Origin of the sequence: Bradyrhizobium sp. sGM-13, from assembly GCF_018398875.1 — a bacterium.
Taxonomy (GTDB): domain Bacteria; phylum Pseudomonadota; class Alphaproteobacteria; order Rhizobiales; family Xanthobacteraceae; genus Bradyrhizobium.
In genome coordinates, this window is record NZ_JAGWDK010000002.1 from 130,270 (window position 1) to 155,496 (window position 25,227).

At 62.6% G+C, this 25,227-nt stretch carries 18 protein-coding genes and 1 pseudogene; 6 read left to right on the top strand and 13 right to left on the bottom strand.

Going from position 1 to position 25,227, the window contains the following annotated elements; genetic code table 11:
* Positions 1–27: 27 nt before the first annotated feature.
* On the bottom strand, positions 28–780 hold the full coding sequence (locus KJQ96_RS03065) for an anti-sigma factor domain-containing protein (protein WP_213285238.1): 753 nt from the start codon (positions 778–780) through the stop codon (positions 28–30).
* Entirely contained in the window at positions 777–1,355 is a 579-nt protein-coding gene (locus tag KJQ96_RS03070; protein ID WP_213285239.1) for a sigma-70 family RNA polymerase sigma factor, read from the bottom strand. The genes KJQ96_RS03065 and KJQ96_RS03070 overlap by 4 nt, the downstream gene beginning before the upstream one ends.
* A gap of 153 nt (positions 1,356–1,508) precedes the next feature.
* Here KJQ96_RS03070 and KJQ96_RS03075 point away from each other — a divergent pair, with 153 nt between their 5' ends.
* Positions 1,509–2,285 (top strand): DUF4394 domain-containing protein, encoded by a 777-nt coding sequence (locus KJQ96_RS03075; RefSeq protein ID WP_213285240.1) that lies wholly within the window; start codon positions 1,509–1,511, stop codon positions 2,283–2,285.
* Positions 2,286–2,384: 99 nt separating this feature from the next.
* Here KJQ96_RS03075 and KJQ96_RS03080 read toward each other — a convergent pair.
* Positions 2,385–2,743 (bottom strand): annotated as a pseudogene (locus KJQ96_RS03080) (NAD(P)H-dependent oxidoreductase subunit E); the annotation flags it as partial.
* Between the two features lie 362 nt (positions 2,744–3,105).
* On the opposite strand from KJQ96_RS03080, the gene KJQ96_RS03085 reads away from it, so the two are divergent.
* Positions 3,106–3,996, top strand: a complete 891-nt coding sequence (locus KJQ96_RS03085; RefSeq protein WP_057847652.1) for a LysR family transcriptional regulator — start codon at positions 3,106–3,108, stop codon at positions 3,994–3,996.
* Between the two features lie 2 nt (positions 3,997–3,998).
* Here the strand turns inward: KJQ96_RS03085 and KJQ96_RS03090 are convergent, their stop codons facing one another.
* A complete protein-coding gene (locus KJQ96_RS03090) occupies positions 3,999–6,308 on the bottom strand; it encodes a PAS domain-containing sensor histidine kinase (protein ID WP_213285241.1) in 2,310 nt (769 codons plus the stop codon).
* 193 nt (positions 6,309–6,501) lie between these two features.
* Positions 6,502–7,881: a cation-efflux pump gene (locus KJQ96_RS03095; protein WP_213285242.1), complete on the bottom strand. Its 1,380-nt coding sequence runs from the start codon at positions 7,879–7,881 to the stop codon at positions 6,502–6,504.
* 1,205 nt (positions 7,882–9,086) lie between these two features.
* Between KJQ96_RS03095 and KJQ96_RS03100 the strand changes: the two genes are divergently transcribed.
* The gene (locus KJQ96_RS03100) at positions 9,087–12,407 is read left to right on the top strand and encodes an adenylate/guanylate cyclase domain-containing protein (protein WP_213285243.1); all 3,321 of its coding nucleotides are present in this window, start codon (positions 9,087–9,089) and stop codon (positions 12,405–12,407) included.
* Positions 12,408–12,796: 389 nt separating this feature from the next.
* On the opposite strand, the gene KJQ96_RS03105 is transcribed toward KJQ96_RS03100, so the two are convergent.
* The 4 genes from KJQ96_RS03105 to KJQ96_RS03120 form a co-directional block, all read right to left on the bottom strand.
* A complete protein-coding gene (locus KJQ96_RS03105) occupies positions 12,797–13,444 on the bottom strand; it encodes a hypothetical protein (protein ID WP_249733684.1) in 648 nt (215 codons plus the stop codon).
* Positions 13,444–13,980 (bottom strand): c-type cytochrome, encoded by a 537-nt coding sequence (locus tag KJQ96_RS03110; RefSeq protein ID WP_213285499.1) that lies wholly within the window; start codon positions 13,978–13,980, stop codon positions 13,444–13,446. Before KJQ96_RS03110 ends, KJQ96_RS03105 begins: the two co-directional genes overlap by 1 nt.
* Before the next feature lie 97 nt (positions 13,981–14,077).
* Entirely contained in the window at positions 14,078–15,865 is a 1,788-nt protein-coding gene (locus KJQ96_RS03115; protein WP_213285244.1) for a PQQ-dependent dehydrogenase, methanol/ethanol family, read from the bottom strand.
* Positions 15,866–15,970: 105 nt separating this feature from the next.
* Positions 15,971–16,390 carry a copper chaperone PCu(A)C gene (locus KJQ96_RS03120; protein WP_309142358.1) on the bottom strand — a complete coding sequence of 140 codons (420 nt, stop codon included), beginning with the start codon at positions 16,388–16,390 and terminating at the stop codon, positions 15,971–15,973.
* Between the two features lie 377 nt (positions 16,391–16,767).
* Here KJQ96_RS03120 and KJQ96_RS03125 point away from each other — a divergent pair, with 377 nt between their 5' ends.
* On the top strand, positions 16,768–17,766 hold the full coding sequence (locus KJQ96_RS03125) for an aldo/keto reductase (protein WP_213285246.1): 999 nt from the start codon (positions 16,768–16,770) through the stop codon (positions 17,764–17,766).
* 125 nt (positions 17,767–17,891) lie between these two features.
* Positions 17,892–18,299, top strand: coding sequence for a hypothetical protein (locus KJQ96_RS03130; RefSeq protein WP_213285247.1), 408 nt, complete (start codon positions 17,892–17,894; stop codon positions 18,297–18,299).
* Between the two features lie 635 nt (positions 18,300–18,934).
* Here KJQ96_RS03130 and KJQ96_RS03135 read toward each other — a convergent pair.
* The 4 genes from KJQ96_RS03135 to KJQ96_RS03150 all read right to left on the bottom strand — a co-directional run bounded on the left by KJQ96_RS03135 (position 18,935) and on the right by KJQ96_RS03150 (position 23,516).
* Positions 18,935–19,903, bottom strand: coding sequence for a zinc-binding dehydrogenase (locus KJQ96_RS03135; RefSeq protein ID WP_213285248.1), 969 nt, complete (start codon positions 19,901–19,903; stop codon positions 18,935–18,937).
* 31 nt (positions 19,904–19,934) lie between these two features.
* Positions 19,935–20,930 carry a nitronate monooxygenase family protein gene (locus KJQ96_RS03140; RefSeq protein ID WP_213285249.1) on the bottom strand — a complete coding sequence of 332 codons (996 nt, stop codon included), beginning with the start codon at positions 20,928–20,930 and terminating at the stop codon, positions 19,935–19,937.
* Positions 20,931–21,161: 231 nt separating this feature from the next.
* Positions 21,162–22,349, bottom strand: a complete 1,188-nt coding sequence (locus KJQ96_RS03145) for a 6-phosphofructokinase (protein ID WP_213285250.1) — start codon at positions 22,347–22,349, stop codon at positions 21,162–21,164.
* A 21-nt stretch (positions 22,350–22,370) separates the two neighbouring features.
* Entirely contained in the window at positions 22,371–23,516 is a 1,146-nt protein-coding gene (locus tag KJQ96_RS03150; protein ID WP_213285251.1) for a fructose-1,6-bisphosphatase, read from the bottom strand.
* A 484-nt stretch (positions 23,517–24,000) separates the two neighbouring features.
* Here KJQ96_RS03150 and KJQ96_RS03155 point away from each other — a divergent pair, with 484 nt between their 5' ends.
* A complete protein-coding gene (locus KJQ96_RS03155) occupies positions 24,001–25,191 on the top strand; it encodes a hypothetical protein (protein WP_213285252.1) in 1,191 nt (396 codons plus the stop codon).
* Positions 25,192–25,227 lie beyond the last annotated feature (36 nt).

Consider the following 25,227-nt stretch of genomic DNA (forward strand, 5'->3'; position numbering starts at 1 on the left):
CGGCCAGCCACTTTCCCTCTAGGGCGGCTACAAGGCCCGTGCCGCGTTGCCCTTGAACAGGATTGGGCCGGTCGGCCGTCCGATGGGTGAGCCGCCTTCAGGCTCCAGCGTGATCTCGAACAGTTGGTCTTGCACGGTTTCCGGCAGCGACTCCAGGTCGAGCTGCAGCGTGCGCGACTGACCGGTGACGCCGATCGATTTCGGGCCAATCGCGCGATCCCACAAGGTCCAAACCTGCAGCGTGCGGCCGGGAGGAACCTCGATCGGCCGCAACGGTATCAGCTCGACCCGGCCGTTCGAAAAGGCGTTGACGATGGCGCCGGCCTCTTTCGTCGTGTCGTTCACCAGCACGGCGACGTAAATCGGCTTGCGCTGGGCGAGCGCGATCATATCATGACGAAGCTGGCGCGACGTCGCCAACGCACCGACCATGATCGCCGCAAAAAACAGCGCGGCGAAGGCGCCGCCGATACCGAGGCCGCGCCAGAACCGGATGTTGTCCCACAGTGTGGCGCCGCGCAGCGCGGCGCGCGCGGAGGGCAGGGCGTCGATCGGCGCGATTCTGGTTGCATCCACGATGCGCTGCCAAAGCGCCGGGCTCGGTGGTGTTTCCTCGGCAGTGAGATCGAGGTCCGCAAGCCGTTCCCGCCACGCGCTGACAGCCTGAGCAAACGATTGGCCGGTTGCAATGCGCCGTTCGGCGGCGGCGTGCTCTGCACCGTCAAGGAGGCCCATCACGTAATCGGCGGCCATGGCGTTATCGGCGTCGTGCGGGTTCATCCCATGCACTCCTGCAACGCAAAGAGGCTGCGCCGTACCCAGCTCTTGACCGTGCCGAGCGGAACCTTGAGCCGTCCCGCCAATTCGCCGTGGCTCATGCCGTGAACATAGGCCAGCACCACGACGTCGCGGCGGGGGCGGTCGATCTGCTCGAGACACCGGCGCAGCGCGCTGGTCTCCGGCATTCGTGACAGAGTGGTCTCGCAGTCGACATCCGCGACGCTTTCATCTGATGCTTCGTAGCGGTGCTCATCGCGATGAATACTGAGGGCACGGTTGCGCACCACCGCATATAGCCAGCTCCGCGCGCTGCCGCGGCGCGGATCGAAGCCGGCCGCGCCGCGCCAGATCCGGATAAAGGCGTCGTGCACCGCCTCTTCCGCTAGGTCCTGCCGAAACAGGATGCGGCGCGCGATGCCGACCATGCGCGGCGCCTCGCTGTCGTAGATCACGCGCAATGCGGTGCGGTCGCCGGCCGCGCAGCGCGCCAGGGCCGCGGCAAGCTGCGCCTCGCGCTCCCCATCGAACAGGGCAGGAGCCTGCAGGTTGGCGGTGATGGTGCCATTTCCAGTCATGTCTATGCCTTGCATAGTTGTTCTACCTTGAGATGCGGCATTTGGAGGCATGTGCCGAAAATAATTTTCAGCGTGCTGCATCCGTTTCGCCGCGCCGCCGGTAACCCGCTGTGTTGGTCCCGAGAGGATCATAGCAACACAGGGAGCTCACCAATGAATTATCGTTCGATTTTCGCCGCTTCGGCCGCACTATTGCTGTCATCCGCAGCCGCCAACGCCGCGCAGGTCGCAGCCCTGATGGGCGGCGACACCATTGCGATGGTCGATACCGCGCAGAAGAAGGCGACCGGGTCGGTCAAGGTCACCGGCATTTCCGGTGCGCTGGTCGGCATCGACGTACGTCCGGCTGACGGCATGCTCTATGGACTGGTTGACGATGGCACCATTGTGACCATTGCGATGGACGGCAAGGCCACGGTGAAGTCGAAGCTCGACGTCATGCTTGCCAAGGGCGTGGCCGCGACGGTGGATTTCAATCCGGTGGCGGATCGCCTGCGCGTGATGGGCGCGGACGGGATGAACCTGCGGGCGAATGTCGATGACGGCAAGGTGACCAAGGACGGCAATCACAAGTTTGCCGATGGCGACATGCACAAGGGCGAAAAGCCGAACATAGTCGCCGGCGCCTATATCAATTCGGTGAAGGGCGCAAAGGAGACGGCATTGTTCAACGTCGACGGCACCATCGGCAGATTGATCAAGCAGGCGCCGCCGAATGACGGCGTGCTCGGCGCGATCGGCAAGCTCGGGATCAAGGCGGATACCGTCGCGTTTGACATCTGGTCCGACGGTAACGGCAAGAACGAAGCCTGGCTGATGGCGGGCGGCACGCTCTACAGCATCGACCTCGCGACCGGAAAGGCGACCGAGGCTGCAAAGATCGCCGGCGTCAACGGCACGGTCAAGGACATCGCCATCATGGGAATGTAGCCGACCGCCGCCATCGCTGGACGCCTGGATTCTGCCGGTTGCTTGCGCGACCGGCAGAAGTTTCCGGTGAATTCGGGCTCAGCCAGGTGCTTACGCCTTCTTCAGCGTCTCGAGCGCGTCGGTGGTGGTGTTTCCGACCGATATGCCGAGCTCGCTTCCGCGCGCGCGGCGAGCGCATCGCCACCTGCGGCCTTGCACGCCTCGGCACGGCACAGTTTCAGTACATGACGGCCGGCGGGCTCGCGCCGAAAATCATGATAGAACGTGAACACGCCGTGCACCTCGGCGCGCGAAAGACGAAGCGCGGATGCGATCATCGGAATGGCGGGCTCCGGCACGTAGCCGAACGCCTCTTGCATCGCGTGCAGGATCAGCAGCGTCGCGCCTTCGAGTTTCTCGTGCTCGGCAATGATCTCAGCGCCGCGCGCGTCATTCCAGGGTTCGTATGCTGATGTCATTCTCGCTCTCATCAGAGGTTGTGCTCCGATGAGTAGGGAATTGCGCGGGATATCAATAAAGCTGTCTCATGTCGCGATTTCAAAACGCGATGAAGCGGCGCGTAAGGTGAAACATAGGCAAAGCCTATGACCGACACGGCAAGCGGATGGCGTTTGGTCGACAAGCGCGGTGGGTTACGCGGGATGAATACGTATGCAGCGGTTACGAGCCTGCCCGCTCGATAGGGCGTAAAAATTGGACAACATGAATGTCGAATTTCCGTCCCTCGGACGCCGTTTTGAAGTACTGGCGCCTTCACGCCCGTGCTATTTGTGGCACTTGGGCGACCGCCCATACGGCCAAATTTCGTGGGATTTTCTCGGTGATCGACAAGCTTGAACTTCTGCTGGCGCTGGCAAAGGAGCGGCATTTTGGGCGGGCGGCGGAAGCCTGCGGCGTCACCCAGCCGACCATGTCGACCAGCCTCAAGCAGCTCGAGGAAATCCTCGGCGTCATGCTGGTGCAGCGCGGCTCCCGCTTTCAGGGCTTTACGCCGGAGGGCGAGCGCACGCTCGACTGGGCGCGGCGCATCGTCGGCGACGCCCGCGCGATGCGGCAGGAGATCAACAGCCTCAAGGACAAGCTCTCCGGCGAAATCAGGATCGCCGCGATCCCGACTGTGCTCGGCATGGTGGCGCAGCTTACGACCCCGTACCGCGCGCGATACCCGGACGTGCGCTTTCGCATCCAATCCTGCACGTCGGCCGACGTGCTGGGTCTTCTCGAAAATCTCGAGGTCGATGCCGGGCTGACCTATATCGAGAACGAGCCGATCGGCAAGGTTCGCACCATTCCGCTCTACAACGAAAGCTATCGCCTGCTGACGGCGCCCGACGCCATGTTCGGCGATCGCAAGCAGGTCACCTGGAAGGAGGTCGGGCAGGTGCCGTTGTGTCTGTTGACGCCGGACATGCAGAACCGCCGCATCATCGATCGCGCGCTGGCGTCCGTCGGGGCCGAGGCCACGCCGACGCTGACCTCGAACTCGCTCTTGGTGCTCTACACCCATGTTAAGACTGGGCGCTGGGCGAGCGTCATGCCGGCCAAGCTTGCGGAGACGCTGGGGCTCGCCGACTCTGTCCGCAGCATTCCGATCGTCGATCCCGTCGTCGACTACAGCATCGGCATGGTGATCCCGCAGCGCGATCCGATGACGCCTTTGATCGCGGCGCTGGTGCAGGTCGCCCGCGAAGTGGCGCCGACGCTGGCGTAAGATCAGGCGGCCTCGGCATCAGTTCTTGCTATCGGCTTCGGTTGTTGCGGTTCGCGCGGCAGCACGATGCGGACGACGGTGCCGGTGCCGAGCTTGGAGCGCAGCCGCATCGTGCCGCCGTGCAGGCTGGTCAGCGACCGCGCGATGGCTAGTCCCAGGCCCGAGCCCTGGTACGTCTTGGTGAGCTGGCTCTCGACCTGCTCGAACGGCTTGCCCAATCGCTGCAGCGAAGCCGGCGCGATGCCGATACCGGTATCGGCGATCATCAGCACGATCGAGTTGGGCAGCACGTGGCTGCGCACGGTGACCTTGCCGTCGTCGGGGGTGAATTTTACGGCATTGGACAGCAGGTTGACGAAGACCTGCTTGACTGCGCGGCGGTCGGCCACCACCGAGATGGTGCTTTCGATATCGGCGTCCAGCGTCAGGTTCTTGTCTTCGGCACGCCCGGAAACCACGCGCAGCGACTCCGCCAGGATCTTCGACAGGTCGAGCTGCTCCATGTCGAGCTTCATGCGGCCGGCCTCGATCTTTGACATGTCGAGGATGTCGTTGATGACTTCGAGCAGGTATTTGCCGCTGGTCAGGATGTCGTGGCAGTACTCCTGATACTTGTCGGAGCCGAGCACGCCGAACATGCCGCTGCCCATGATCTCGGAGAAGCCGATGATGGCGTTCAGCGGGGTGCGCAGCTCGTGGCTCATATTGGCGAGGAATTTCGACTTCGCCTGGTTGGCTTCCTCGGCGCGGTTCTTCTCCTGCGAATATTTTTCCGCCAGATCGGCCAGCTCGGCCTGCGAGCGCTTCAGGTCGAGCACGTTGGCGCGCAGGCGGGCGTCGTTCTCGATCAGCTTCTGCTCGTGCTCCTTGATGCGGGTGATGTCGGTGCCGACCGAGACATAGCCGCCGTCCTTGGTGCGGCGCTCGCTGATATGCAGCCAGCTTCCGTCGTCGAGCTGCGCCTCGAACGTTCGGGCTCCCGGCGCTTGCGCGCCGGTCTCCTGCAGTCTGGTGCGGACCTCCGGCATGCTGCCGACCTCGATCACGGTCTCGTACGACGTGCCGGGGGTCACCGCCGTATCGGGCAATTTGTGCAGGCGCTGGAAATGCGAGTTGCAGAGCACGAGGCGGTCTTCCGCGTCCCACAGCACGAAGGCTTCCGGAATGGTTTCGATCGCGTCACGCAGCCTGAGGTCGGCTTCCACTGTCTTCTCGGCGAGGCTCTTCTGCTCGGTGATGTCGACCGCGATGCCGATCAAATGCAGCCCGCCATCGGCCGAGGTGTGGCTGAGCTCGCAGCGCACGCGCAGCCAGATCCAGTGGCCGCCGGTGTGCTGCATGCGGAAGCTCTGGTCGATGTGGGTGATCTTGCCGGCGATCATCTGGTCGGCGATCGCGAACAGATCGATGTCGTCGGATTTCACCAGCGCGTTGACTTCGCCGAAGGTGAGGAGATCGTTGCGGGAGTCGAGGCCGAGCATCGTGAACATCGATGCCGACCAGAAGATGCGGCCGCGTGAGAGGTCCCAGTCCCACAATCCGCAGCGGCCGCGGTTGAGCGCGGTATCGATCCGGCCGCGCACTGCGTCGTTGATGAGATCGCCCTCGCGGGCGCGGGTCGATTGCCAGTGGAAGGCGAAGCCGAGGATCAGCACGACGAAGCCGGTGGTGGCCGACAGCGTCACCGACAGAGCGGCGTCCGAACCCCACAGCGGCTCGTTTCGTTCCTGGATGACGATGACCATGCCTGCCAGCGATTTGACCAACCGCGAGATCGCCATGGCGCCGTTGCCGTTCGGCAGCGTCATGTCGCTGACGACGCCCTGCTGGCCGGGCGTGGCGAGCAGTTGCGCCGTGCTGATGACGTCGAGGATGCGATCGCCGCCAAGGCTGCCTTCGACGGGAACGCGGGCCAGAATCCGGTGATCCGAGCCGGTGATGATGACGTGGCGGCCGCTCGCAGCGCCCCATGCCGGGATCAGGTCGGGCAGCAGGCCCTGCAGCCGTTCGATATTGGCGGCGCGATCCTGCCGGACCGATGCGAAGCGGTCGAGCCGTTCGGCCAGGAGCTCGGTGAGCGCGGAGAGATCGCGCTTCATGGCGGCGCGCTTCTGCCGGCTCTGGTCGATCACCTGCACGAAGGCGCCGAGGCAGATCGTGATCAGGAAGGCGATGATGAGCGTGGGCACGGCACGGCGAAGCGCCGGCTCCGCGGTGAGCAGCCGGTGATAGGCAGGTTTTGCGATCGATTGCGCCAATCCTTTGATCGAATCGGATTGGACACATGCGTTCGCCGCATGCGCACGCGCCATGCTTTAGACCCCCGCCGAAGGCTCTTTTGCACACTGTCCGAAAGCGCCCGACACAGCTTCCGAATCACAGCGATTTGAATCCACTTTTTTGGGGCTGTCGAGAGTCAACGATTCGTTAATTCGAAATAAATCTTGTCCAACGCGAATTAGGGCACGCTCGATGTGAGTCCGAAACGGGAACGGGCCCGCAAACTTACGCGCGCGGCGGTTCGGCATGGCTGATGACGCGCTTGATCGAAGGGAACGCGCGACGCAGCGCGCGCTCGATCTCGTCGACGTTCTCATGCACCTTGATGACGCTCATCGACGGTGCGGCGCGGCAATGGAAGTTGACGATTTCGCCCGCATCGGTGTCGCGGACCCGCACATTGTGAATGTCATGGATCGCGCCGTTGCCGCCGGCAAAGCGCGACAGCGCGGCCTTGATGGTTTCGACGCGCTCGGGCGCAGCGTCGGTGCCGTGCGGCAGTTCCGGCTCGAGCGGCTCGATGTGGGTGTCAACCTCGACGTCCTCGCCAAATTCCTCGCGGATGCTGCGCTCCAGGTCGTGGGCGATGGCGTGCGCGGCGGTGAGTTCCATGTCGCCGTCGACTTCGAGGTCGATACCGACAATCAGCCGTGCGCCGAGATCGTGCACGGTGACATGGTGAACGGCGAGACCAGCATTGCGGGCGATCACCATGATGCGCTCGCGCACGCTCTCATTGTCGCGCGCCACCGGCACCGCGGTGAAGGTGAGGTCGGCGTCGCCGAGCGCTTGCGTGACCGCGACTTGGGCGGTCTTCTTGATCGCCTCGACGCGGTCGATCGGGTAGGTGCGCGGCACTTTCGCAATGGCGTCGATGAAATGCGTCGGCCCGACCAAGCGCACGCGCACGCGTTCGACGCCGACGACGCCGGGCACCGCGCGGATCGCCGCAGTCGCTTTTTCCGACGCGCCCGCCGGCGCGCGGTCGAGCAGGGTTTCGACGGTGGAGCGCCCGAGCCGCAGGCCGAGGATCGATATCATGACGGCAACGGCGATGGCGGCGACCGAGTCGCCCCAGGCATAGCCGAGCCCGGTCAGCACGAGGCCGGCGATGACGGCGAGGGAGCCGAGCACGTCGGAAGCGAAATGCAGTGCATCCGCCGCCAGCGCCTGGCTCCGCGTCTGCCGCGCCGTGCGATGCAGCGCCCGCGCGCGCCAGAAATTGACCGCGATATCGATCACCAGCACCACGAAGGGGACAGCCGATACCGTCGGCGGCGGCGCACCTTCGCGCAGCCGGCTCCAGGATTCGACCAGGATGCCGCCGGCGAGCACGTAGAGCAGCGCGATGACGAACAGCGCCGACAGGCTTTCGAATTTGCCGTGGCCGTAATGATGTTCCTCGTCGGCGGGCTGGTCGGATACCCGCACCACGAGCCAGGTGATCACGGTCGCGATCACGTCGACGGAGGAATGCAACGCCTCCGAGATCAGCGCGAGCGAGCCGATCGCGATACCGACCGCGAACTTCGCCGCAGCCATGCCGGCGCTGGCGAAGATCGAGATCGCCGCGACGCTGGTTTTTATGGTGGGGATAGTGGTCATGGCCGGCGGTTTAGCAGGGCGCTGTCTGGGATTAAAGCTGACAGTTGAATGCGCAATCGCCACTCATTTGCAGGAGCGATTTGTTGCGAATTGTTCTGAGTTTGTAGGAGGGGTGGAGCGAAGCGATACCCATCAATGTCTCCGTTCGCGCCGGTGATGGGTTTCGCTTCGCTCTACCCATCCTACGAAAGACACGCCTCCGCGTTCTCGCGGCGCGCTGCCCGAGCTTTGCAAATTCATTCGCCCTACAGAAAGAGGGCGCAGGGAATGCCGGGTGCTTGCTGCACCCGCGGTCTCGTGTGCAATAAGCGCTAAGAGATGCGCACACGAGCATACAGGTACAGCCGAGGCACTCCGGCATTCCCTGCGCAGTGGCTTTACGGCTTATACCGTGCTCTCCCTGGAGACGAATTCCTCTTGCCTCCATCGCTGCCGGATTAAAGGCTTGGCGAAACCCGGTTGGGCTCGACGCACCTCCGTCAGCTTGACACCAGCCACGGGTGCCAGGACCACACGGCTTTGCCGTACGCTTCAGCGCCGTACGTCCTGCGCGCCGTGTCCGCTCACGGAAGACCGCCCTGCGAACAACCTCTCGCGCCGACGCTGCCGCGTCCACCGCATCCCGCCCCACGTTCGTGACGATGGCCAACGCCCCTCTTGCCGGGACGGGACGGCGGGATTTGTAAGCGTGATTTGGGTCTGCGGCGAAGCGGAGTATTTTTGATGCGACGACTGGACGGGGCAAATCACGTTGAAGTTGTTAGGGAAAATAGATTATTCAGAAAAAATCGATTTTTGGGCGCGCTGCCATTTTGAGAGTCTTAGATCGCGTCAATAGCTGTTTGTAAGTTCTGGCTTACATTGGCGGTCACGCCGGGGCGCGGGTCCCACGTAAGTGCTGATGGCACAGAGGGGGCAGGCTGCTCCCGGCAGATCGGGTCCGTGCAGCCAATCTACATCAATGACTGGTGCCGAACGAAGGGTAAAAGGATGGGTGTAGCGACAGCGATACCCATCAATGCCTCCGTTCACACCTGCGCTAATCCGCCCTTGTAACGCGCGGTCGATCTGACATGGTCGACTCCAAATGTTGGTTTCTGCTTTAGAATCTATAGAGATGGAACATCTGGAGTTGTGACCGAGATCATACTGTTTCCTCGACTTCCGGAGCATTGTGCCGCCGCTACTGATCCGTTGAGGTCCGGATGCAATGCACGAATTGCGCGGCCGAAGTCTCGGAGCAAAGCAAATTTTGTGGGCAATGTGGAGCGGCGGTCGTGCGGCGCTGTCTGGCCTGCGGTGCGGCAAACCCAGCGCTGAACAAGTTCTGCCGCGATTGCGGGACCAGATTGCGCGCGGATTCTCCTGCGGTGGTGCCATTGGCGCGGGACTCGCGCCCGATCGAGCGCCGGCAGCTTACCGTACTCTTTTGTGACCTGGTCGGATCGACCGCGCTGTCCGCAAGGCTCGATCCCGAAGACTTCAGCGCAATCATCGCCGACTACCGGCGCTGCATTACTGGAACCGTTACCCGCTTCGACGGCTTTGTCGCGCGACATCATGGGGACGGCGCAATTGTATGCTTTGGCTATCCTCAGGCGCACGAAGACGACGCAGAGCGTGCTGTTCAAGCCAGCCTTGCACTGGTGCAGGCGATCGCCGCCTTGCCCGCGAAAGAGAAGTTGAGCGCGCGGGTCGGTATTGCAACGGGCGTGGCGATCGTCGGCGATATGTCCGATAGCGCGATTTCCGAGGAGCATGGTATCCTCGGCGACACCCCGAATCTTGCCGCCCGACTGCAATCGCTCGCACCGCCCGGTGGCGTTGTTATCTCGGGTCGCACAAAGACGATCGCGGGACCGCAATTCGAGTATCTCGATCTCGGTAAAGTCGAGATCAAGGGATTCGCAAAACCGGTCGCTGCCTGGCAAGTCGCCGGCAAGACAACAGTGACCAGCCGATCGCACGCTCTCCAAAGCTGTGATGTACTGCCTCTGATCGGCCGTGATGAAGAAATGGAACTAATTCTGAGCCGATGGAAGCGGGCCAAGGGTGGCGAAGGTCAGGTGGTGCTGCTCTCCGGTGAAGCGGGGATAGGCAAATCACGGCTCGCCGTCGCGCTGTTGGAACAGCTTGCTCGCGAACCGCACATTCGGCTGCAGTACTTCTGCTCGCCGCAGCATACCGACAGCACGCTCTATCCGGTGATCGGCGAGATGTCGCGCGCCGCCGGCTTTGCTCACGATGACAGCCAGCAAACGAAAACGGACAAGCTTGACGCGCTGCTGGCGCAAAGCTCGACGCCTTCAGAGCATGCAGCGCTGTTTGCCGAAATGCTGTCGCTACCCAGCGATGGACGCTACCCTCCGGTTGAAGTTGAGCCGCAGCTCCGCCGAGAGAAAACGCTGAAGGCTCTTGGTTCGCACATCGAGGCGCTGGCGCGGATCCATCCTGTGCTGATGATCTTCGAAGACGCGCATTGGACCGATCCAACCAGCCTCGAATTTTTCGCGAGGGCGGTGGACCTGGCCGTGAATCACCGGCTGTTGATACTCGTTACTTTCAGGCCGGAATTCATGCCGTCCTGGATCGGACGGCCGCACGTGGGCGAGCTGACCCTCCATCGGCTGACGCCGTGCGACATCCATTCCATCATCGAGGGCGTTGTCGGCAACCGATCGTTGCCGGCGGACATCCGCCAGGACATCATCGAGCGCACCGACGGCATTCCACTGTTCGCCGAGGAGATGACCAAGGCGGTGCTGGACGCAGAGGGTGAGAGTGATGTGCAGCGGGTTTGCGCAGGAGCACCAACACCTGTCGTGGCGGTTCCGGCGAGCCTGCAGGCTTCGCTGATGTCGCGGCTCGACCGGCTCGGCCCAGCGAAAGACGTCGCGCAGGTCGGCGCGGCGATCGGCCGGGAATTTACTCACATGTTGCTGGCGGCGGTCGCGCGAAAGCCGGAAGCAGAATTGGATGCCGACCTTCACCGGCTTATTGCAGCGGGCCTGTTATTTCGACAGGGCATCCCGCCGCATGCGAGCTACCGGTTCAAGCATGCGCTGGTGCAGGACGCAGCCTACAGCACGCTGCTGCGAGAGCCGCGGCGCGCGCTGCATGCGCGCATCGCCGAAATCCTTGAAAGCCAGTTCCCGGAAATAGCCGAGAGCCAACCCGAACTGCTCGCGCGTCACTACACAAAGGCCGACCTGATCGAGAAGTCAGCGCGCCTGTGGGGCAAGGCGGGACTGCGGTCACAGGAGCGCTCGGCGCTGGTCGAAGCGGCAGAACAGCTTGGCCAGGCTCTGGCGCAGATCGCGACCTTGCCCAGCGCGCCCGACCTGCGGCGCGAGCAGATCATCCTGCAAGTCGCGCTCATGAACACGCTGATGCATGTCAAAGGATATGGCGCTCCCGAAACCAAGACTGCCGTGGCGCAGGCGAGGGCGTTTATCGAACAAGCGGAACAGCTTGTAGAGTCTCCCAATGACCCTTCGCTGCTCCTCTCGGCCCTCTTTGGCCAGTGGATCGTCAATTTCATAAACTTCGATGGTGACGCGGCGCGCGAGCTCGCAAGCCGGTTTCTGGAGCTTGGCGAGAAGGAGGGAGCAGCGGTCCCGCTCTTGATCGGGCACCGTACCATGGCCAGTACGCTGGCGTTGAGGGGGGATCTCGTTGAAGCCAAGACGCACTACAATGAAGCCCTCGCCCTTTATCGTCCCGCCGAGCACCGGCGATTGATGACGCGATTTGGCCAGGACCTCCGGGTAACGTGCTTGGCCTTTCGTTCAATGGCCTCGTGGCTGCTCGGTTATCCCGAAGCTGCGATGAACGATGCAGACTGCGCGCTAATGGAAGCGCGCCAGATTGATCATGCTGCCACTTTGATGTTCACGCTGAATTTTCCGATTCTTGTTAATACCTACTGCGGGAATTATCACGCGGCAAACGAGCATCTCAAAGAGCTTGTCGCGTTAGCGGAGGAAAAAGGCGCCCCGTTCCGGAAAGCGGAAGGCGTGTTACGGCGGGGCTACATCCTAACCCTCACGCGAGCCGCGAAAGCCGTCGAGATGGTCACGGCGGGTATTGATTTATGGCGGTCGGCCGGATCGACGATATTTACACCGGAGCAGGAGTTCATGTTGGCGATCGCCCATGCGGACTCGGGCCAGTTCGATGACGCCTGGCGCTGCATCGGCAACGCAATGACAGCGATGCAAGCAACCAAGGAAAGATGGTGCGAGGCTGAGACTCATCGCGTTGCCGGTGAAATCGCGCTCAAGTCGCCGCAGCGGGACGAGGCGAAGGCGCAAGCGTATTTCGAGCATTCTCTGGCCATTGCGCGAGCGCAGCATGCAAAGTCGTGGGAATTGCGCGCGGCAACCAGCTCGGCATGGCTCTTGAGCCGTCAGGGCAAACGGAAAATGGCGCGTGACCTTCTCGCGCCCATCTACGATTGGTTCACCGAAGGATTTGACACAAGCGATCTGCGAAAGGCCAAGGCCTTGCTCGGTGAGCTTCGTTGATAGCGCCTTCCGTCGTCGCCCGCCTAAGATGCGGCGGATGAGGCGCTGATCCAGCCCGCTGCCAGACGCATTGCAGCGCCGCATCCTTGGGATCTGGACACGAGCCGGCCGCATGTCCAAAATGGCGCGCAACGAAGCGGAGGCGCGGTGGTGATTGTCGATTCCCAGGTCCACGCCCACGAGGCGAACCGTCCGAAGCGGCCTTGGCACAGTGTGCCGAGCCAGTGTTCTTTACATCGTGCCATCACCAGCGTTGCTCTGCGGAGTCCCGTACCGCAATTGAAGAAATCTCCGTCATAGGCGAGTTGAAGCTCGGTGTTTCGGAACTGCACCGTCTCGATGGTGGGAACGCCGCAAATTCAGCACCGCACGGGCATCGTTGAGAGCTGCTAATTCTTGGCTCGCAGGATGCTGATTCGAGATTCGTCGACAAAATTCTTGCTGTCCTGATCGGACCGGCGGAAGAGGTTGCGTTCGACGACGAGTGAACGGCCACTGATCGTCTTGGTGCAGCGCTCCTTGAGATAGATGCCTCCCACTGGCTGGTCTCCTGCACCCGGCTGGCCCTCGGTACATGCCCAGCCGTCCGAGCCGTAGCGCGATCTAGCCTGCAGCCCCAGGAGAAACGCCTTCTTCCGGAGATAGAGACGCGCCTTCGGATCGGTCTCGATCTGCAAGCCGGCAACGCGCGCGGTATCGTCGATCAGAAGGGTGAGGATCGCCGGATGACCCGCCACCATCGTGCCGTCGCGGCTGGTCGACGGATCGTAACTAAATCGGATCGACCGTGTTCCATTCGCGTCGGCAGGGCAGTCACGCCAGTTTTGCCAGCCCGCCAATGTGCGCTTCGGATCCGCCGCGCAGTAGAAGTCGACGTAACCGGTGTCCGGCAACTCGGCCGCTGCCATTCCGAGGCGAATGTCACGCAGATCGTTGCCGCTGAATTCTTCGGTCCGCGCCGGAGAGCTCGCAAGCGCGAGGGCCTGCCAGGCAAAGAGGCCCGCAGCAAGAACGCCCGGCAGCCTCAGTCTGCGCATCACTGGCCCTTCCCGGTGCTGGCGGTCGCATCATCTGGCTTCTGCGCCGGGGTCTTGTAGACGTCGCATACCCGCGAGGTGCTTGAGAAGAAGGCGGCGCATTCCGCGTAAGTGGGTTCGCCGGCTCCCTTGATGTGGGCGATTACGTAGTCGGCGACGGCTTCAATATCCTTCGGCCGCAGAAACGTTCCGCCCTCGGGCGGCATCTGTGCCCCCGCGTCCTGGCGGTTCATGCCGTGGCATTTCACCTCATCGTAGGCGCCGCGCATAAAGAATGGCATCCCGGTGCCCGGCCGACCGCAGCCGACGATTTCAATGATCTGATCGCGTGTCAGCTCGGTCTTGCGCAGCGACAGCGCATCACCGCCGTAGCCGCCGCCGCCATTGCCGTGCCATTTGTGGCAGCCCACGCAATTGGCCTTACTGAAAACGGCCTTGCCGGCATTGGTCGGATCCGAAGCTGGCGCTTGCGCCGACTGACCGAAAGCTGTGGTACCAATCGAGAAATTCAGGGCGACGACACTCACGAGCAGCATGCTTGGCGCCGCCGGGAATCTGCTGAAGAACATCGTTGCGTCTCTTGTCGAAGAAGTAGGAGAGCCCGCGGTTGGCGGACCCTCCTTTTTTGGGTTGTCAGAGTGCGAATACGTAGAGCATCGATCCCGGCTGTATCTTCTTCAGTTCGGGCGTCGAATCGATGAACCACTTGTCCCAGGCGCCGCCCAGGCCGACCAGAATGGCAACGTATTGTTTGCCATCGACCGTAAAGGTCATCGGCGGTGCGTTGACGCCGCCGCCCGTGTTGAACTCCCAGAGCTTCTGCAATGACTTGGCGTCAAGCGCCATCACTTCGCCGGACGGCTGACCGGTGAAGACGAGGTCGGGAGTTGCAAGCATGCCGCCCAAATTGGGAAAGGGCGTTTCCATTTTTTGGGCGATCTTGCCGGTCGTCACATCGATCGCAGTCACGCTGCCGGTGATCCTGAACGGCTGGCTCGGGCCGCCGCCGGTCCAGAACTCCCGCGGTTTCAGTTTGTCGGGGGTCATCACCTCAACTTTGATGCGGTTGCAGCTCTCGATCACCGGGATGTACCAGAGCTTCAAATCCGGATTGTAGGCCGTCGGCGGCCAGTTCTTGCCGCCCATGTTGCCGGGGCAGATGTCGGTTTCCATGTTGGTGCGGCTTGGCGTCACCGACGCGATATAGGTCTGCACGGCCTTATTCGGGTCATACTCGATCGGCTTGCCGCTCTCCGGGTCGAGCCCTTTGGTCCATGTGACTTTCTTCACGAACGGCAGGCCCCAGACGAACTTGCCGTTGGTGCGATCGATCGCATAGGCGAAGCCGTTGCGGTCCGCTTCGAGCGCGAGCTTCTGCGGACCACCGGGCCCGGGGATATCCACCAGCACGTTTTCCGCCACGCTGTCGTAGTCATAGGGGTCGTTTGGCGTGTGCTGAAAGTGCCACTTGATCTTGCCAGTTGTGGCGTCAAGGGCCAGCGAGCTGTCGGTGTAAAGGTTATCGCCCGGCCGATAGGCGCTATCCCAGTCCGGTCCCGGATTGCCGATGCCCCAGATGATGGTGTCGGTTGCGGGATCGTAGGTGCCGGTCACCCAGGTCGAACCGCCGCCGGCGGCCGCCGCGTTGTTACTGTCTTTCCAGGTCTCGATGCCGGGCTCGCCCTTGCCCGGAATTGTGTAAGTGCGCCAGACCTCTTTCTGGGTCGTGAGGTCGGTGGCGGCGATCCAACCACGGATGCCGTACTCCGCGCCGGCGACGCCCGTGATCGCCATGTTCTTGACGATCAACGGCGCGCCGGTGATCGTCTCGCCCTTGTCCGGATCGGCCACCGTGCGCTGCCAGGCGACCTGGCCGGTTTCCTTGTTGGTCGCGATCAGCCGGCCATCGAGCGTATGGGAAATGACGAGATCCCCCCACAATGCGACGCCGCGGTTGTCGACGCCGCAGCACGCCACGGCGCCAGCCCAGTCACGATCGGTCTTGGGGTCCATCTTCCAGACCAGCACGCCGCGGCCACCATGCGCATCGATCTTGTAGACCGAACCCCATCCATCGGTGACGTAGAGAAAGCCGTTCTCGGCAATCGGAGTGCCTTCCAGTCCGCCATGACTCCAGATGCCGCCGCCTTCGATGCCGCCGAGGTGCAAGGTCCAGGCGACCTTCAGGTTCTTCACGTTATCGCGGTTGATCTCCTTCAGAGTGGAGAACCGGTGAGCCGAGTAATTCTGATGATGATGAAGCCAGTTGCCCGGCTCCTTCTCGACGTTGAGCAGCCGTTCCTGATTGACCTCGTCGGCGGCGGATGTCGGCAGTGCGGCCGCCATGCCCGCGGCAGTGACTGCAATGGCGAGCAGGCGCGCTCGCGCGGAGATTCTTGTGTGACCTGAAAATCGCTCCATGAGAAATGCCCTCCTTTTGGCAGTCCACGTTAAATCGAGCGTCCGGCACATCCGGGCGTTTAGCTGAGAAGCCTCGTTCAGCGGCTCACCGCGCCGCTGTCGCGATCAGGGCGTTCGTGAAACCTGCACCTCCGTTTCTTTGGTTCCGCCTTTCTGGAAAACGATGGTGCATGTAAACGTCTCGCCGTCGACAAGTTGCTGCCGCGTCTGCAGCAGCATCACGTGATGTCCGTCGTGTTTGAGTTCGGTCGTCTTGCTCTCCGGGATTGGAATGGACTTGATCTCGCGCATGGCTGGCGCGCCTTCGCCGCGATCGACCGTGTGCCTTACGGCGAAGTTCGCGAACGGACAGCGGACGCGCAACAGGGCGTCGGCTTCGGGCGCATCGTTCCTGATCGTCATCACAAGCGGGAGATCGATACCGATCTGATCGGACGCAGGCACCCGGGCGTTCGTCACTTGCAACGCTTCACCTGCCGCGGCGAACCCGCGCGTCAGCCAAAGAACAGCAACCAGCCCGAACACAAGAAATGCAATCCGGCCGCGATCAAGCCGTGCGCCATCAGCACCTGATGTCGCTGTCGCGATCATCGGCTATGTCTCGGCCGAAGCGTAATCCTGCAAATGCGCTGTTAGTCGAGGAACACAAGCGAGGGATGCCCAAACGAAACTTTTCGTCCTGCACATTGGCGTGCCTCCCGCGATCAATTTTTCTTACTTCTTGGCGTCCCAAGTTACGCTTCAAAATAAGGCGCTCAAAGGGCGCTGCGCTTTTTTCCCGACAAAAAATGCGCCACCACGTTGCTGTGGGCGCGGCTAAGCCGGCATGCGCCATCAAACATCAAGCTTGAGCAACGGCCGTTCAACCCCACATAATCTCCACCCACTCGGAGGGAACAGCGATGCAATTTCGAACCTTTGGCCGCACCGGGATGCGGCTCTCGATCCTCGGCTTCGGCTGCGGCGCCGTCGGCGGGTTGATGGTGCGCGGCGATGCGGCCGACCAGGAGCGGACCATCGCGCGGGCGATTGCGGCTGGCGTCAACTACTTCGACACCGCCGTGCAGTATGGCGACGGGGAATCGGAAAGGAACCTTGGCCGGGTTTTGCAGAAGCTGAAGCCGGCCGACGTGGTTGTCGCCACCAAGGTCCGGTTGCCGCCTGGCGATCGTGGCCGGATTGATGAGGCGGTGCGGCTATCGCTCGAAGGCAGTCTGGCGCGGCTGCGGCTCGAGCGGGTCGATATCTTTCATCTGCACAATCCGATTACCGAGCAGGGCGGCGGGCCGGCGCTGAGCGTCCGGCAGGTGCTGGACGAGGTGGTGCCGGCGTTCGAGCGGCTGCGGCGAGAGGGCAAGATCCGGTTTCTCGGAATCACGGCGCTCGGCGATACGGCGGCGCTGCATCAGGTGATCGATGCTGGCGTCTTCGACAGCGCGCAGGTCGTCTACAACATGCTCAATCCGTCTGCGGCCGGCGAATTGCCGGCGCGCTATCCGGCGCAGGATTATGGACGGCTGTTCGATCACACAGAGGCGGCCGGCGTCGGCGCCGTGGGCATCCGCGTGCTGGCCGGCGGGGCGCTGTCGGGTTCGGCCGAGCGTCATCCGATTGCGGGTGCTGCGCCGGAACCGATCGGCTCTGCCATGAGCTACGATGCCGATGTCGATCGCGCGCGCCGTCTGATGCCGCTGGTGGAGGAGGGATTTGCCGCCAGCCTGACCGAGGCCGCGACGCGGTTTGCGATCTCTCATCCGGCGATGGGCACGATCCTGGTCGGCATGGCGACGCCGGGGCAGTTCGAGGATGCACTCGCCGCGGTGGAGAAGGGCCCGCTGCCGCAGGCGGCGCTCGACCGGTTGTCGGAACTGCGGCAGGCGTTTGCCGGCGAGGCGCGATGATCGAAAAACGACGGCCTCGGCTTCCCCTTACCGAATTATTAACCAATCTGCATCAGGCTTAACGGATTATTAACCAATCTGGTTCGGGATTGGCGTCGCGACAACCGGCACCAAGGGAGCACCTGATGGATACCCGAACGTCCGCCGCACCCGACGAAAAAACGCCTCCGTCGGAATTGGCTTTGGCGACACAACTCAGCAAATCGGAAACGCAAGAGAAGTCGCAGCCCTCTAGCGAGCTGGAGATCAGCGCCGAACGAATCAACTCCTCCGTCGCCCGGCTGACCTCAAATTCGATAGGCGAACTTCAGGGCTTGGCTTCGGAGCTCCAAAAAATGCAGGACTTCCTGCAGGCCGAGGTCAACAACGTGCAGCGCCAAATCGACAGCGCGTTGGCCGGAATCAACATCATCGTCGAAACGATTAGTCCGTGGAAAAGTATCGCGGGCTCGCAAACACTGCCATCCGGTACTCGCCATGTCCGCGCGGGGGGACCGGCGGCCAATATTGAGCAACGCAGTCGCGCCGGGTAGCAGCGGCGCGCGCGCCGCTCGCCGATCTTGCAGAGTCCCCGACCGAACTGGCGTCGGTGCGGATACTCGGCTTCATCCATGCGAGCGCTTGGGTTGAAGTGCACGGTGCGTGAGAGTGATCGCCGGATTGCCACCGCCGCGTCACCAAATCGCCTAACGACTCAACGACGCTATTGCAGCGGGCTGCGGGCGATGCGCATGGGTGCAGTCATGATGCGCTTTGGGTCCAATCTACATCTAACTCCCGCCCTCAGTGGGCTGGTGATGGTCGCGCTTCTAGTGCTTGGCGCGATCGTCGTTCAAAGTCTCGGACTGGCTGAGAAAGGTGGCCGTGTCACTACTGTGTCCCAACACAGTGAGGTGAGCACGCGCACCACCCCCGAGAATGATGGCCGAGCAACCCTCGATATTGGTGTCGCAGACCTGAGGGGGTCGCTGCCGTAAGCTTGCGGGTTGCGCTGTCGTCCGGAAGAGCGGCGGTCCGCGTTCCCCGGATGCTGTGCAGCACGCCGCTTGCGGCGTGATGCACTGCTGATCCGGGGTCCACTGGCGCGTGAGTCCTGGCTCTGCGGAGCAGCGCACCGGACGATGCTTCGCATCGCCGGGGAACGCTGCACCGCGTCCGGGACACGCGGCTAGAACGCCACCACGATTTTCCCGAGGTGCTTGTTGGCTTCCATGTGCTCGAACGCTTTGCCGATCTCGGCGAAGGGATAGACCTTGTCGATCGGCAGTTGCAGCTTGCGGGATTCCACGGCCGGCCAGATGTCTTTGCGGACCTCGTCAAAGATCTCGCGGATTTCCTCAATGGTGCGGGTGCGGAAGGTGACGCCGATATAGTTGATGCGGCGGGCGGCGTGGAGGTCGAAATTGAAATCGGCGTGGGTGCCGCCGAGCCGGCCGACATTGACGATGCGGCCCTTGACCTTGGTGGCGGCGAGATTCTGGTTGGCGAGCTTGCCGGAAACCTGGTCGACGATCAGGTCGACACCTTCGCCGTTGGTGGCGTTGAGCACCTGATCGACCCAGCCGGGGTCGCTGGAATCGATTGCGAGATCGGCGCCGAACTCCTTCAGGCGGCCGCGGCGCATCGCGTCTGTCGAGGAGCCGATCACGAGTTTGGCGCCCTTCAGTTTTGCAATCTGCATCGCCATCAGGCCGACGCCGGAGCTGGCGCCCTGGATCAGCACGCTCTGGCCCGGCTGCAGCGCGCCTGACGTGACGACGGCGTTGTGCATGGTGGAGAGCGCCACGGGGAGGGTGGCGGCTTCCTCGAAATTCATGTTCGAGGGCGCGCGGAACAGCCGGCCGTGGTCGGCCAGCGTATATTCGGCAAACGCGGCTGCGCCCGAGCCCATGATCTTGTCGCCGACCTCAACGCCTTTTGCGTCAGGCCCGAGCTCGGCGACTTCACCGGCCCATTCCATGCCGAGCACGGTGCCGACGCCGCCGGCCGCGCCGTGCACGTGCCCCTTGGTCATGCCGAGGTCGGCGCGATTGAGGCCGCAGGCGTGGACCTTGACCAGCACCTGCGTGCCCTTCGGCGAAGGTTTTGCGACCTCTGATATTTCGGCGCCGTTGGCGCCGTAGACATAGGCTTTCATGGGCTCTTCTCGTTGTTGGCGGAGACCGCTTTTATTCTGCCGCCTGACGCTGCGCGCCCGACAGCATGGCTTCGAACCGGCTGCAGATAATGGCTTCCGCGTCCCGCATGATGCGCGACACCAGTGAGGCGCAGGTCGGGATGTCGTGGATCAGGCCCTGGACCTGGCCGGCCGACCAGATGCCTTCATCGGCATCGCCTGTCGCGTAGACCATCTTGCCGCGGGCGCCGGCGACGAGCTCGCGCACGTCCTCGAAGTTCGCGCCTTCCCTTTCCATCGCCACCACCTTGGTCGAGATCGCGTTCTTGGCGACGCGCGAGGTGTTGCGCATGGTGCGAAAGATCAATTCGGTCTCGCGCTCGTCATTGGCGACGATGCGCTCCTTCACGAGCTGGTGGATCGGGCTTTCCTTGGTGCACATGAAGCGCGTGCCCATGTTGATGCCCTCAGCGCCGAGCGCCAGCGCTGCGACCAGGCCGCGGCCGTCGCCGAAACCACCGGAGGCGATCATCGGTATCTTCACCTTGTCGGCGGCGGCCGGGATCAGGATCAGGCCGGGCGTGTCGTCCTCGCCGGGATGGCCGGCGCATTCAAAGCCGTCGATCGAGATGGCGTCGACGCCCATCCGCTCCGCCGACAGCGCGTGGCGGACGCTGGTGCATTTATGGATGATCTTGATGCCGTGCTTCTTGAATTCGGTGACATGTTCCTGCGGCTTGTTGCCGGCGGTCTCGACGATCTTGATGCCGGCCTCGATGATGGCCTGGCGATACTCGGCGTAAGGCGGCGGCTTGATCGCGGGCAGAATGGTGAGGTTGACGCCGAACGGTTTGTCGGTCAGGTCGCGGCAGCGCGCGATTTCTTTTGTCAGGTCCTCGGGCGTCGGCTGCGTCAGCGCGGTGATCAGCCCGAGCGCGCCGGCATTGGCAACGGCCGCAACCAGCTCGGCGCGGCCGACCCATTGCATGCCGCCCTGGACGATCGGGTGCTCGACGCCCACGAGCTCGGTGAATCGCGTCTTGATCATGTCCTGCCCTCTGGTTTCCCGGCGCGGGACGCCCGCGCACGTCTTTCTTGTGAGAATTGAGCGGCAGGATGCCGTCACCCCCCGCAAAAGTCTACCGGGGGCGGGCGGTGATCAGGGCAACGCCATCATGCAAAAGCGCGGCTTGTTTTCGCAGTGCGAACAATTCCGCACGGAGTCCGGCATTTCCGAGATCACCCGCAGGAGACGTTCCTGGGAGTTATCACTGCCGCCCTATGACGCGCGGGTGAGAAAGATCGGCAGCCCTCGCTTATTGCCGTAGATGGGGCGGTAGCGCTCCGTGTTGTATGTGTTGGCGACGTCCAATTTGCGCGGCCCGAGCTTGGCGTTAGGGATGGGCACGAGGTCGTAGCGTCCCTCCACCAGCGCCGACATGCGGCCGGTCTTGCCTTCCAGGATGGCATCGTAGGCCATGTTACCGAACGTCAGGGCCACGAGCTTGTCCATGAAGTCCGGATTGCCCGATCGCAGGTCGTAGGTGAGATCGGAGGTGATCGTCTCCTCGCCGACGCGTCGCTTGATCTCGTCGGCGAACGATTCCGCCACGCTCGCCTTCTTGCGGTGGCCGTAGGCATCAGGCTCCCCGTATTCCTGCACCTCGTAGCCCTCCCACGCGGCGCCTTCGCTGAGCACGACCAGCGCGTAGTTGCTTGGGTTGGCGCGCTTCTCCTCGACGAGCAACTGGATCAGTTTGTCGAGATCGACCTTGTATTCCGGTATGACGCACCTTATCGAGGTGGCGTATGCGGTGTAGAGCGCCGTAAATCCGGCATCGCGGCCAAAGACGCGGAAAATGCCGATTCGCTCGTGCGATCCGACAGTGGTGCGTTGCCGCTGGATGGCGTCGCTGGCGCGGGTGATCGCGGTCGAGAAGCCGATGCAATACTCGGTGTTGCGGACGTCGTTGTCCATCGTCTTCGGGATAGCGATGATCTTGACGCCGAGCTCGTTGAGCTTGGCTGCGTAACTGAGCGTGTCGTCGCCGCCGATGGCGATCAGATGTTCGATGCCGAGCCCCGAGAGGTTCGCCAGCACCTGACTTGTGACGTCCCACGTCTTGGTTGCGATGCCGCTCTTGGTGCTGAGCGAGACCGGAAAGTCGTTGCCGACGAGATGATCCGGCAGCTTCTTCATCTTGGACGGATTGGTGCGGCTCGAGTGCAGCACGGTGCCGCCACTCCGGTCTATGGTGCGCGTGTTGTCACGGTTCAGCGGGATGATGTAGTGGGACCTGCTGGCCGGGTCCTCGAGGTTCACGTGCGTGAGGGCCTCCCAACCACGGCGGAGGCCGACGACCTCGATGTCGTTCTCGCTGCCGCGATAAGTCACGCTCTTGATGACGGCGTTCAGACCGGGAACGTCGCCGCCGCCCGTGAGAATGCCGATACGCCTTTTTGCCATACCCACCTCGCAGGCGATCGCTTACTCGGCCGCTTCCGGCCTGCGCTCCTTGCGCACCTGAAAGCGCTTCAGCAGTGAGGATACGGTGTCGCGGAAGCCACCATACTCCAGCTCGGAATAGGGCAGCATCGCAGCACCGGACCAGCCCTGGCTGCGCATCTCGATTGCCTTGCTCTGGGCGCGCCGGCGGACCTCGTCCCACGCCGGGTTGTCGAAGAAATCGGTAAAGGACTCCGAAAAACGGCCGTCCTTGTCGATCGAAAAGCCGGTGCAGGAAACGATCGGCAGGCAGTACATGCCTGTCACCGGTGTGTTAATTGGCACCGGCATGAGCGGCATCACGTGCGAGCCGCGCGCATCGCCGCCTACGAAGTGCGCCTTCGCGAACGGCGAGACGATTTCTTCAGGCGCTGGGAATATCCCCTGGTTCCTCACGATCGCGACCGGATCGTCCTTGCCGGTGTACTTGCCTGCGATCGCGTGAAGACGCTGCGCCGAAACGGCGACGGCGACCTCGCCATGGGTCCGGGAAACGATGCGATCAATGCCAAAGCGCTCGTTGTCGCGGAGCAGCGCGGCAATGTGGTAGCCGTCCGCGGGCGCGTCGAGTTCGATCAGGCTGTCGCCGGCCGTGTGGTCCATGTCGATGACATGGAAACGGAATCCCTTGATCATCGGGGGCAGCATCAGCCCGGCGCAATACATGGGATCGGCAAAGGCGAGGTAGAGCGGCAGATTGTAGGCGCCGGGGCCGCATTTGTCGGCGGCGAACACCATGAAGGACTCCGCAGGTCTCGTGCCCGAGAGGCTGTGCTCGAAGCTGAGCTCGGCGACGCCCGGGCCGGCGCCACGGACATTTCCGGACGGTGCGTCGACGAGAAGATCCTGGCCGGCGCCATAAAGCCCGGAGGTTTTCGCGACCGAGGTGGCCGCGAGGAACGCCTTCCAGGCAAGTTGATGCACCTCGGAGCTCCCTTCGCCCCGTGTGTGCGTCATGATGATCGCGATGTCGTCGCCGGTGTGGCAGACGAAAGCGTCGATCAGCAGGCCATCGCAGATCGCCTTCGCGACCTCGCCCTCGACAGCCGCCATCATGCGTGTGGACGGTTTGGTGTGACCGCCGACGGAGCCTATGTCAGCCTTGATGACCGAAAGAGTGAGTCTCATGAGCGTTTCCTCCGACCAGCGCAGCGCAACGCCTCGGCGTCTGCGCTTGCTGCGCCGGGGCGACGGCGCTGCTCATTTCCGCGAACCAGAACGTCTGAGGTTCCTTTAGGTTCCGGTAAACCTTCTCGAAAAGCTCAGGCTCATTCCGGTAGCCGGGATCATGATCACCGTAATGATCATGCCAGAAGTGATAGGATAATCGGTTCATGCCGCCCTGGAATCGGGTGCTCGGCGCCGACGAGTTCGGTGAATCGCGTATTGCTCACGTCTGCCCTCTAATTTCCCGGTACAATTCATTTCCGCGGAGGGTCTGGATTCACGCAAGTACCATACCCGAACGGGTGTAACCGATATCGTGTCTATCGCCCGAACGTCTGCGATCCGAATTGACGACTCGGCTTTTGGCTTGCCGAGGTGACATTCTCTCTTGAGTGCGGGAGGCGTCCGTCCGGTCGGCGCGAAACAATTCGGTAGGGCAACAGTCATGAATCATCGGAGTGTACCGGACCCTGTTCATCACGTTCCCCTCGACCGCAAGGCTCAGCTCGGAAACGATCTGCCAGGCTCGTGGTGGCTGTCCGAGCATTCATGGCCACGCTTCCTGACCCACACGGGAGACAACAGCGCCGGCAATGGCGGCAAAGGTCATTTTGCCGGGAGCCTGATCCATAGCAGCTACGCTGGTTTCGAGCCACTCAACGTGGCATGGCCGGGCGTCCATGCGCCAGCCCTCGCCAATCAGACGAGCATCGCCTATTTTGATCAGTCCGCAAGCCAGATCGCGGGAGTTGGCGGTGATGGCGGCAATTGGAACGCCGCATCGGGCGGAAGCGTCGGCGCGCTCGGGCCTGCCGGCCCTGGCGTGATCGCCACCGGTGACAACAGTGCCGGAAATGGTGGCGATGGCTACTTCTCCGGAGCAATGGTGCATGCTCCTGTCGCGGTCTATAACCCGATCAATATGGCGGTGGCGGGTGCCCATGCGACGGCCGACGCCCATCAGACGAACAACGTGGAGTTCGATCAATCCGCGACCCAGATCGCGGGAGTTGGCGGCGATGGTGGCAACGGAAATGCCGCATCGGGTGGAAATGTCAGTGCGGTCGGGTCTACCGGCTCCGACGCGCTCGGTACCGGCGACAACAACGCCGGAAACGGTGGCGACGGATACGCCTACGGGGGCATGGTTCACGCGACTTTTGCGCTCTACTATCCGATCAACATCGCGGTGGCGGGATACAATTCCACCGCCAACGCCGAACAGACAAACAATGTGGTGTTCGATCAATCCGCTTTTCAGATGGCTGGCGTGGGGGGTGATGGCGGGAACGGTAATCACGCGGTTGGCGGAACTGCAGACATCTTCTCTTCCATCTTCGAATTAATCGGCTCTGACGTAATAGCGACCGGCAACAACAGCGCCGGCAACGGCGGCAACGGCCATTTCTCGGGAAGCATGGTCGACATCGACGTTGCGATCTACGCCCCGATCAACATTGCGGTCGCCGGCTACAGTTCAACAGCCGAGGCTCATCAGAGCAACAATGTCGTGTTCGACCAGAGCGTGATCCAGATTGCCGGAATCGGTGGCGACGGCGGCCACGGCAATGCTGCGCTTGGCGGCGATTTCGCCATGCATCTGTTGTCGGACCTTCACCTGCTGGATCATGCCTAGAGCCTTTTCGGTTTCGACAGAATCGAAACGCGATTC

Bases quoted from the DNA above. Each gene is read 5' to 3' on its own strand.
- KJQ96_RS03065 (WP_213285238.1), bottom strand. From the start codon at position 780: ATGAACCCGCACGACGCCGATAACGCCATGGCCGCCGATTACGTGATG.
- KJQ96_RS03070 (WP_213285239.1), bottom strand. From the start codon at position 1,355: ATGACTGGAAATGGCACCATCACCGCCAACCTGCAGGCTCCTGCCCTG.
- KJQ96_RS03075 (WP_213285240.1), top strand. From the start codon at position 1,509: ATGAATTATCGTTCGATTTTCGCCGCTTCGGCCGCACTATTGCTGTCA.
- KJQ96_RS03090 (WP_213285241.1), bottom strand. From the start codon at position 6,308: ATGGCGCGTGCGCATGCGGCGAACGCATGTGTCCAATCCGATTCGATC.
- KJQ96_RS03095 (WP_213285242.1), bottom strand. From the start codon at position 7,881: ATGACCACTATCCCCACCATAAAAACCAGCGTCGCGGCGATCTCGATC.
- KJQ96_RS03100 (WP_213285243.1), top strand. From the start codon at position 9,087: ATGCAATGCACGAATTGCGCGGCCGAAGTCTCGGAGCAAAGCAAATTT.
- KJQ96_RS03105 (WP_249733684.1), bottom strand. From the start codon at position 13,444: ATGCGCAGACTGAGGCTGCCGGGCGTTCTTGCTGCGGGCCTCTTTGCC.
- KJQ96_RS03110 (WP_213285499.1), bottom strand. From the start codon at position 13,980: ATGCTGCTCGTGAGTGTCGTCGCCCTGAATTTCTCGATTGGTACCACA.
- KJQ96_RS03115 (WP_213285244.1), bottom strand. From the start codon at position 15,865: ATGGAGCGATTTTCAGGTCACACAAGAATCTCCGCGCGAGCGCGCCTG.
- KJQ96_RS03125 (WP_213285246.1), top strand. From the start codon at position 16,768: ATGCAATTTCGAACCTTTGGCCGCACCGGGATGCGGCTCTCGATCCTC.
- KJQ96_RS03130 (WP_213285247.1), top strand. From the start codon at position 17,892: ATGGATACCCGAACGTCCGCCGCACCCGACGAAAAAACGCCTCCGTCG.
- KJQ96_RS03135 (WP_213285248.1), bottom strand. From the start codon at position 19,903: ATGAAAGCCTATGTCTACGGCGCCAACGGCGCCGAAATATCAGAGGTC.
- KJQ96_RS03140 (WP_213285249.1), bottom strand. From the start codon at position 20,930: ATGATCAAGACGCGATTCACCGAGCTCGTGGGCGTCGAGCACCCGATC.
- KJQ96_RS03145 (WP_213285250.1), bottom strand. From the start codon at position 22,349: ATGGCAAAAAGGCGTATCGGCATTCTCACGGGCGGCGGCGACGTTCCC.
- KJQ96_RS03150 (WP_213285251.1), bottom strand. From the start codon at position 23,516: ATGAGACTCACTCTTTCGGTCATCAAGGCTGACATAGGCTCCGTCGGC.
- KJQ96_RS03155 (WP_213285252.1), top strand. From the start codon at position 24,001: ATGAATCATCGGAGTGTACCGGACCCTGTTCATCACGTTCCCCTCGAC.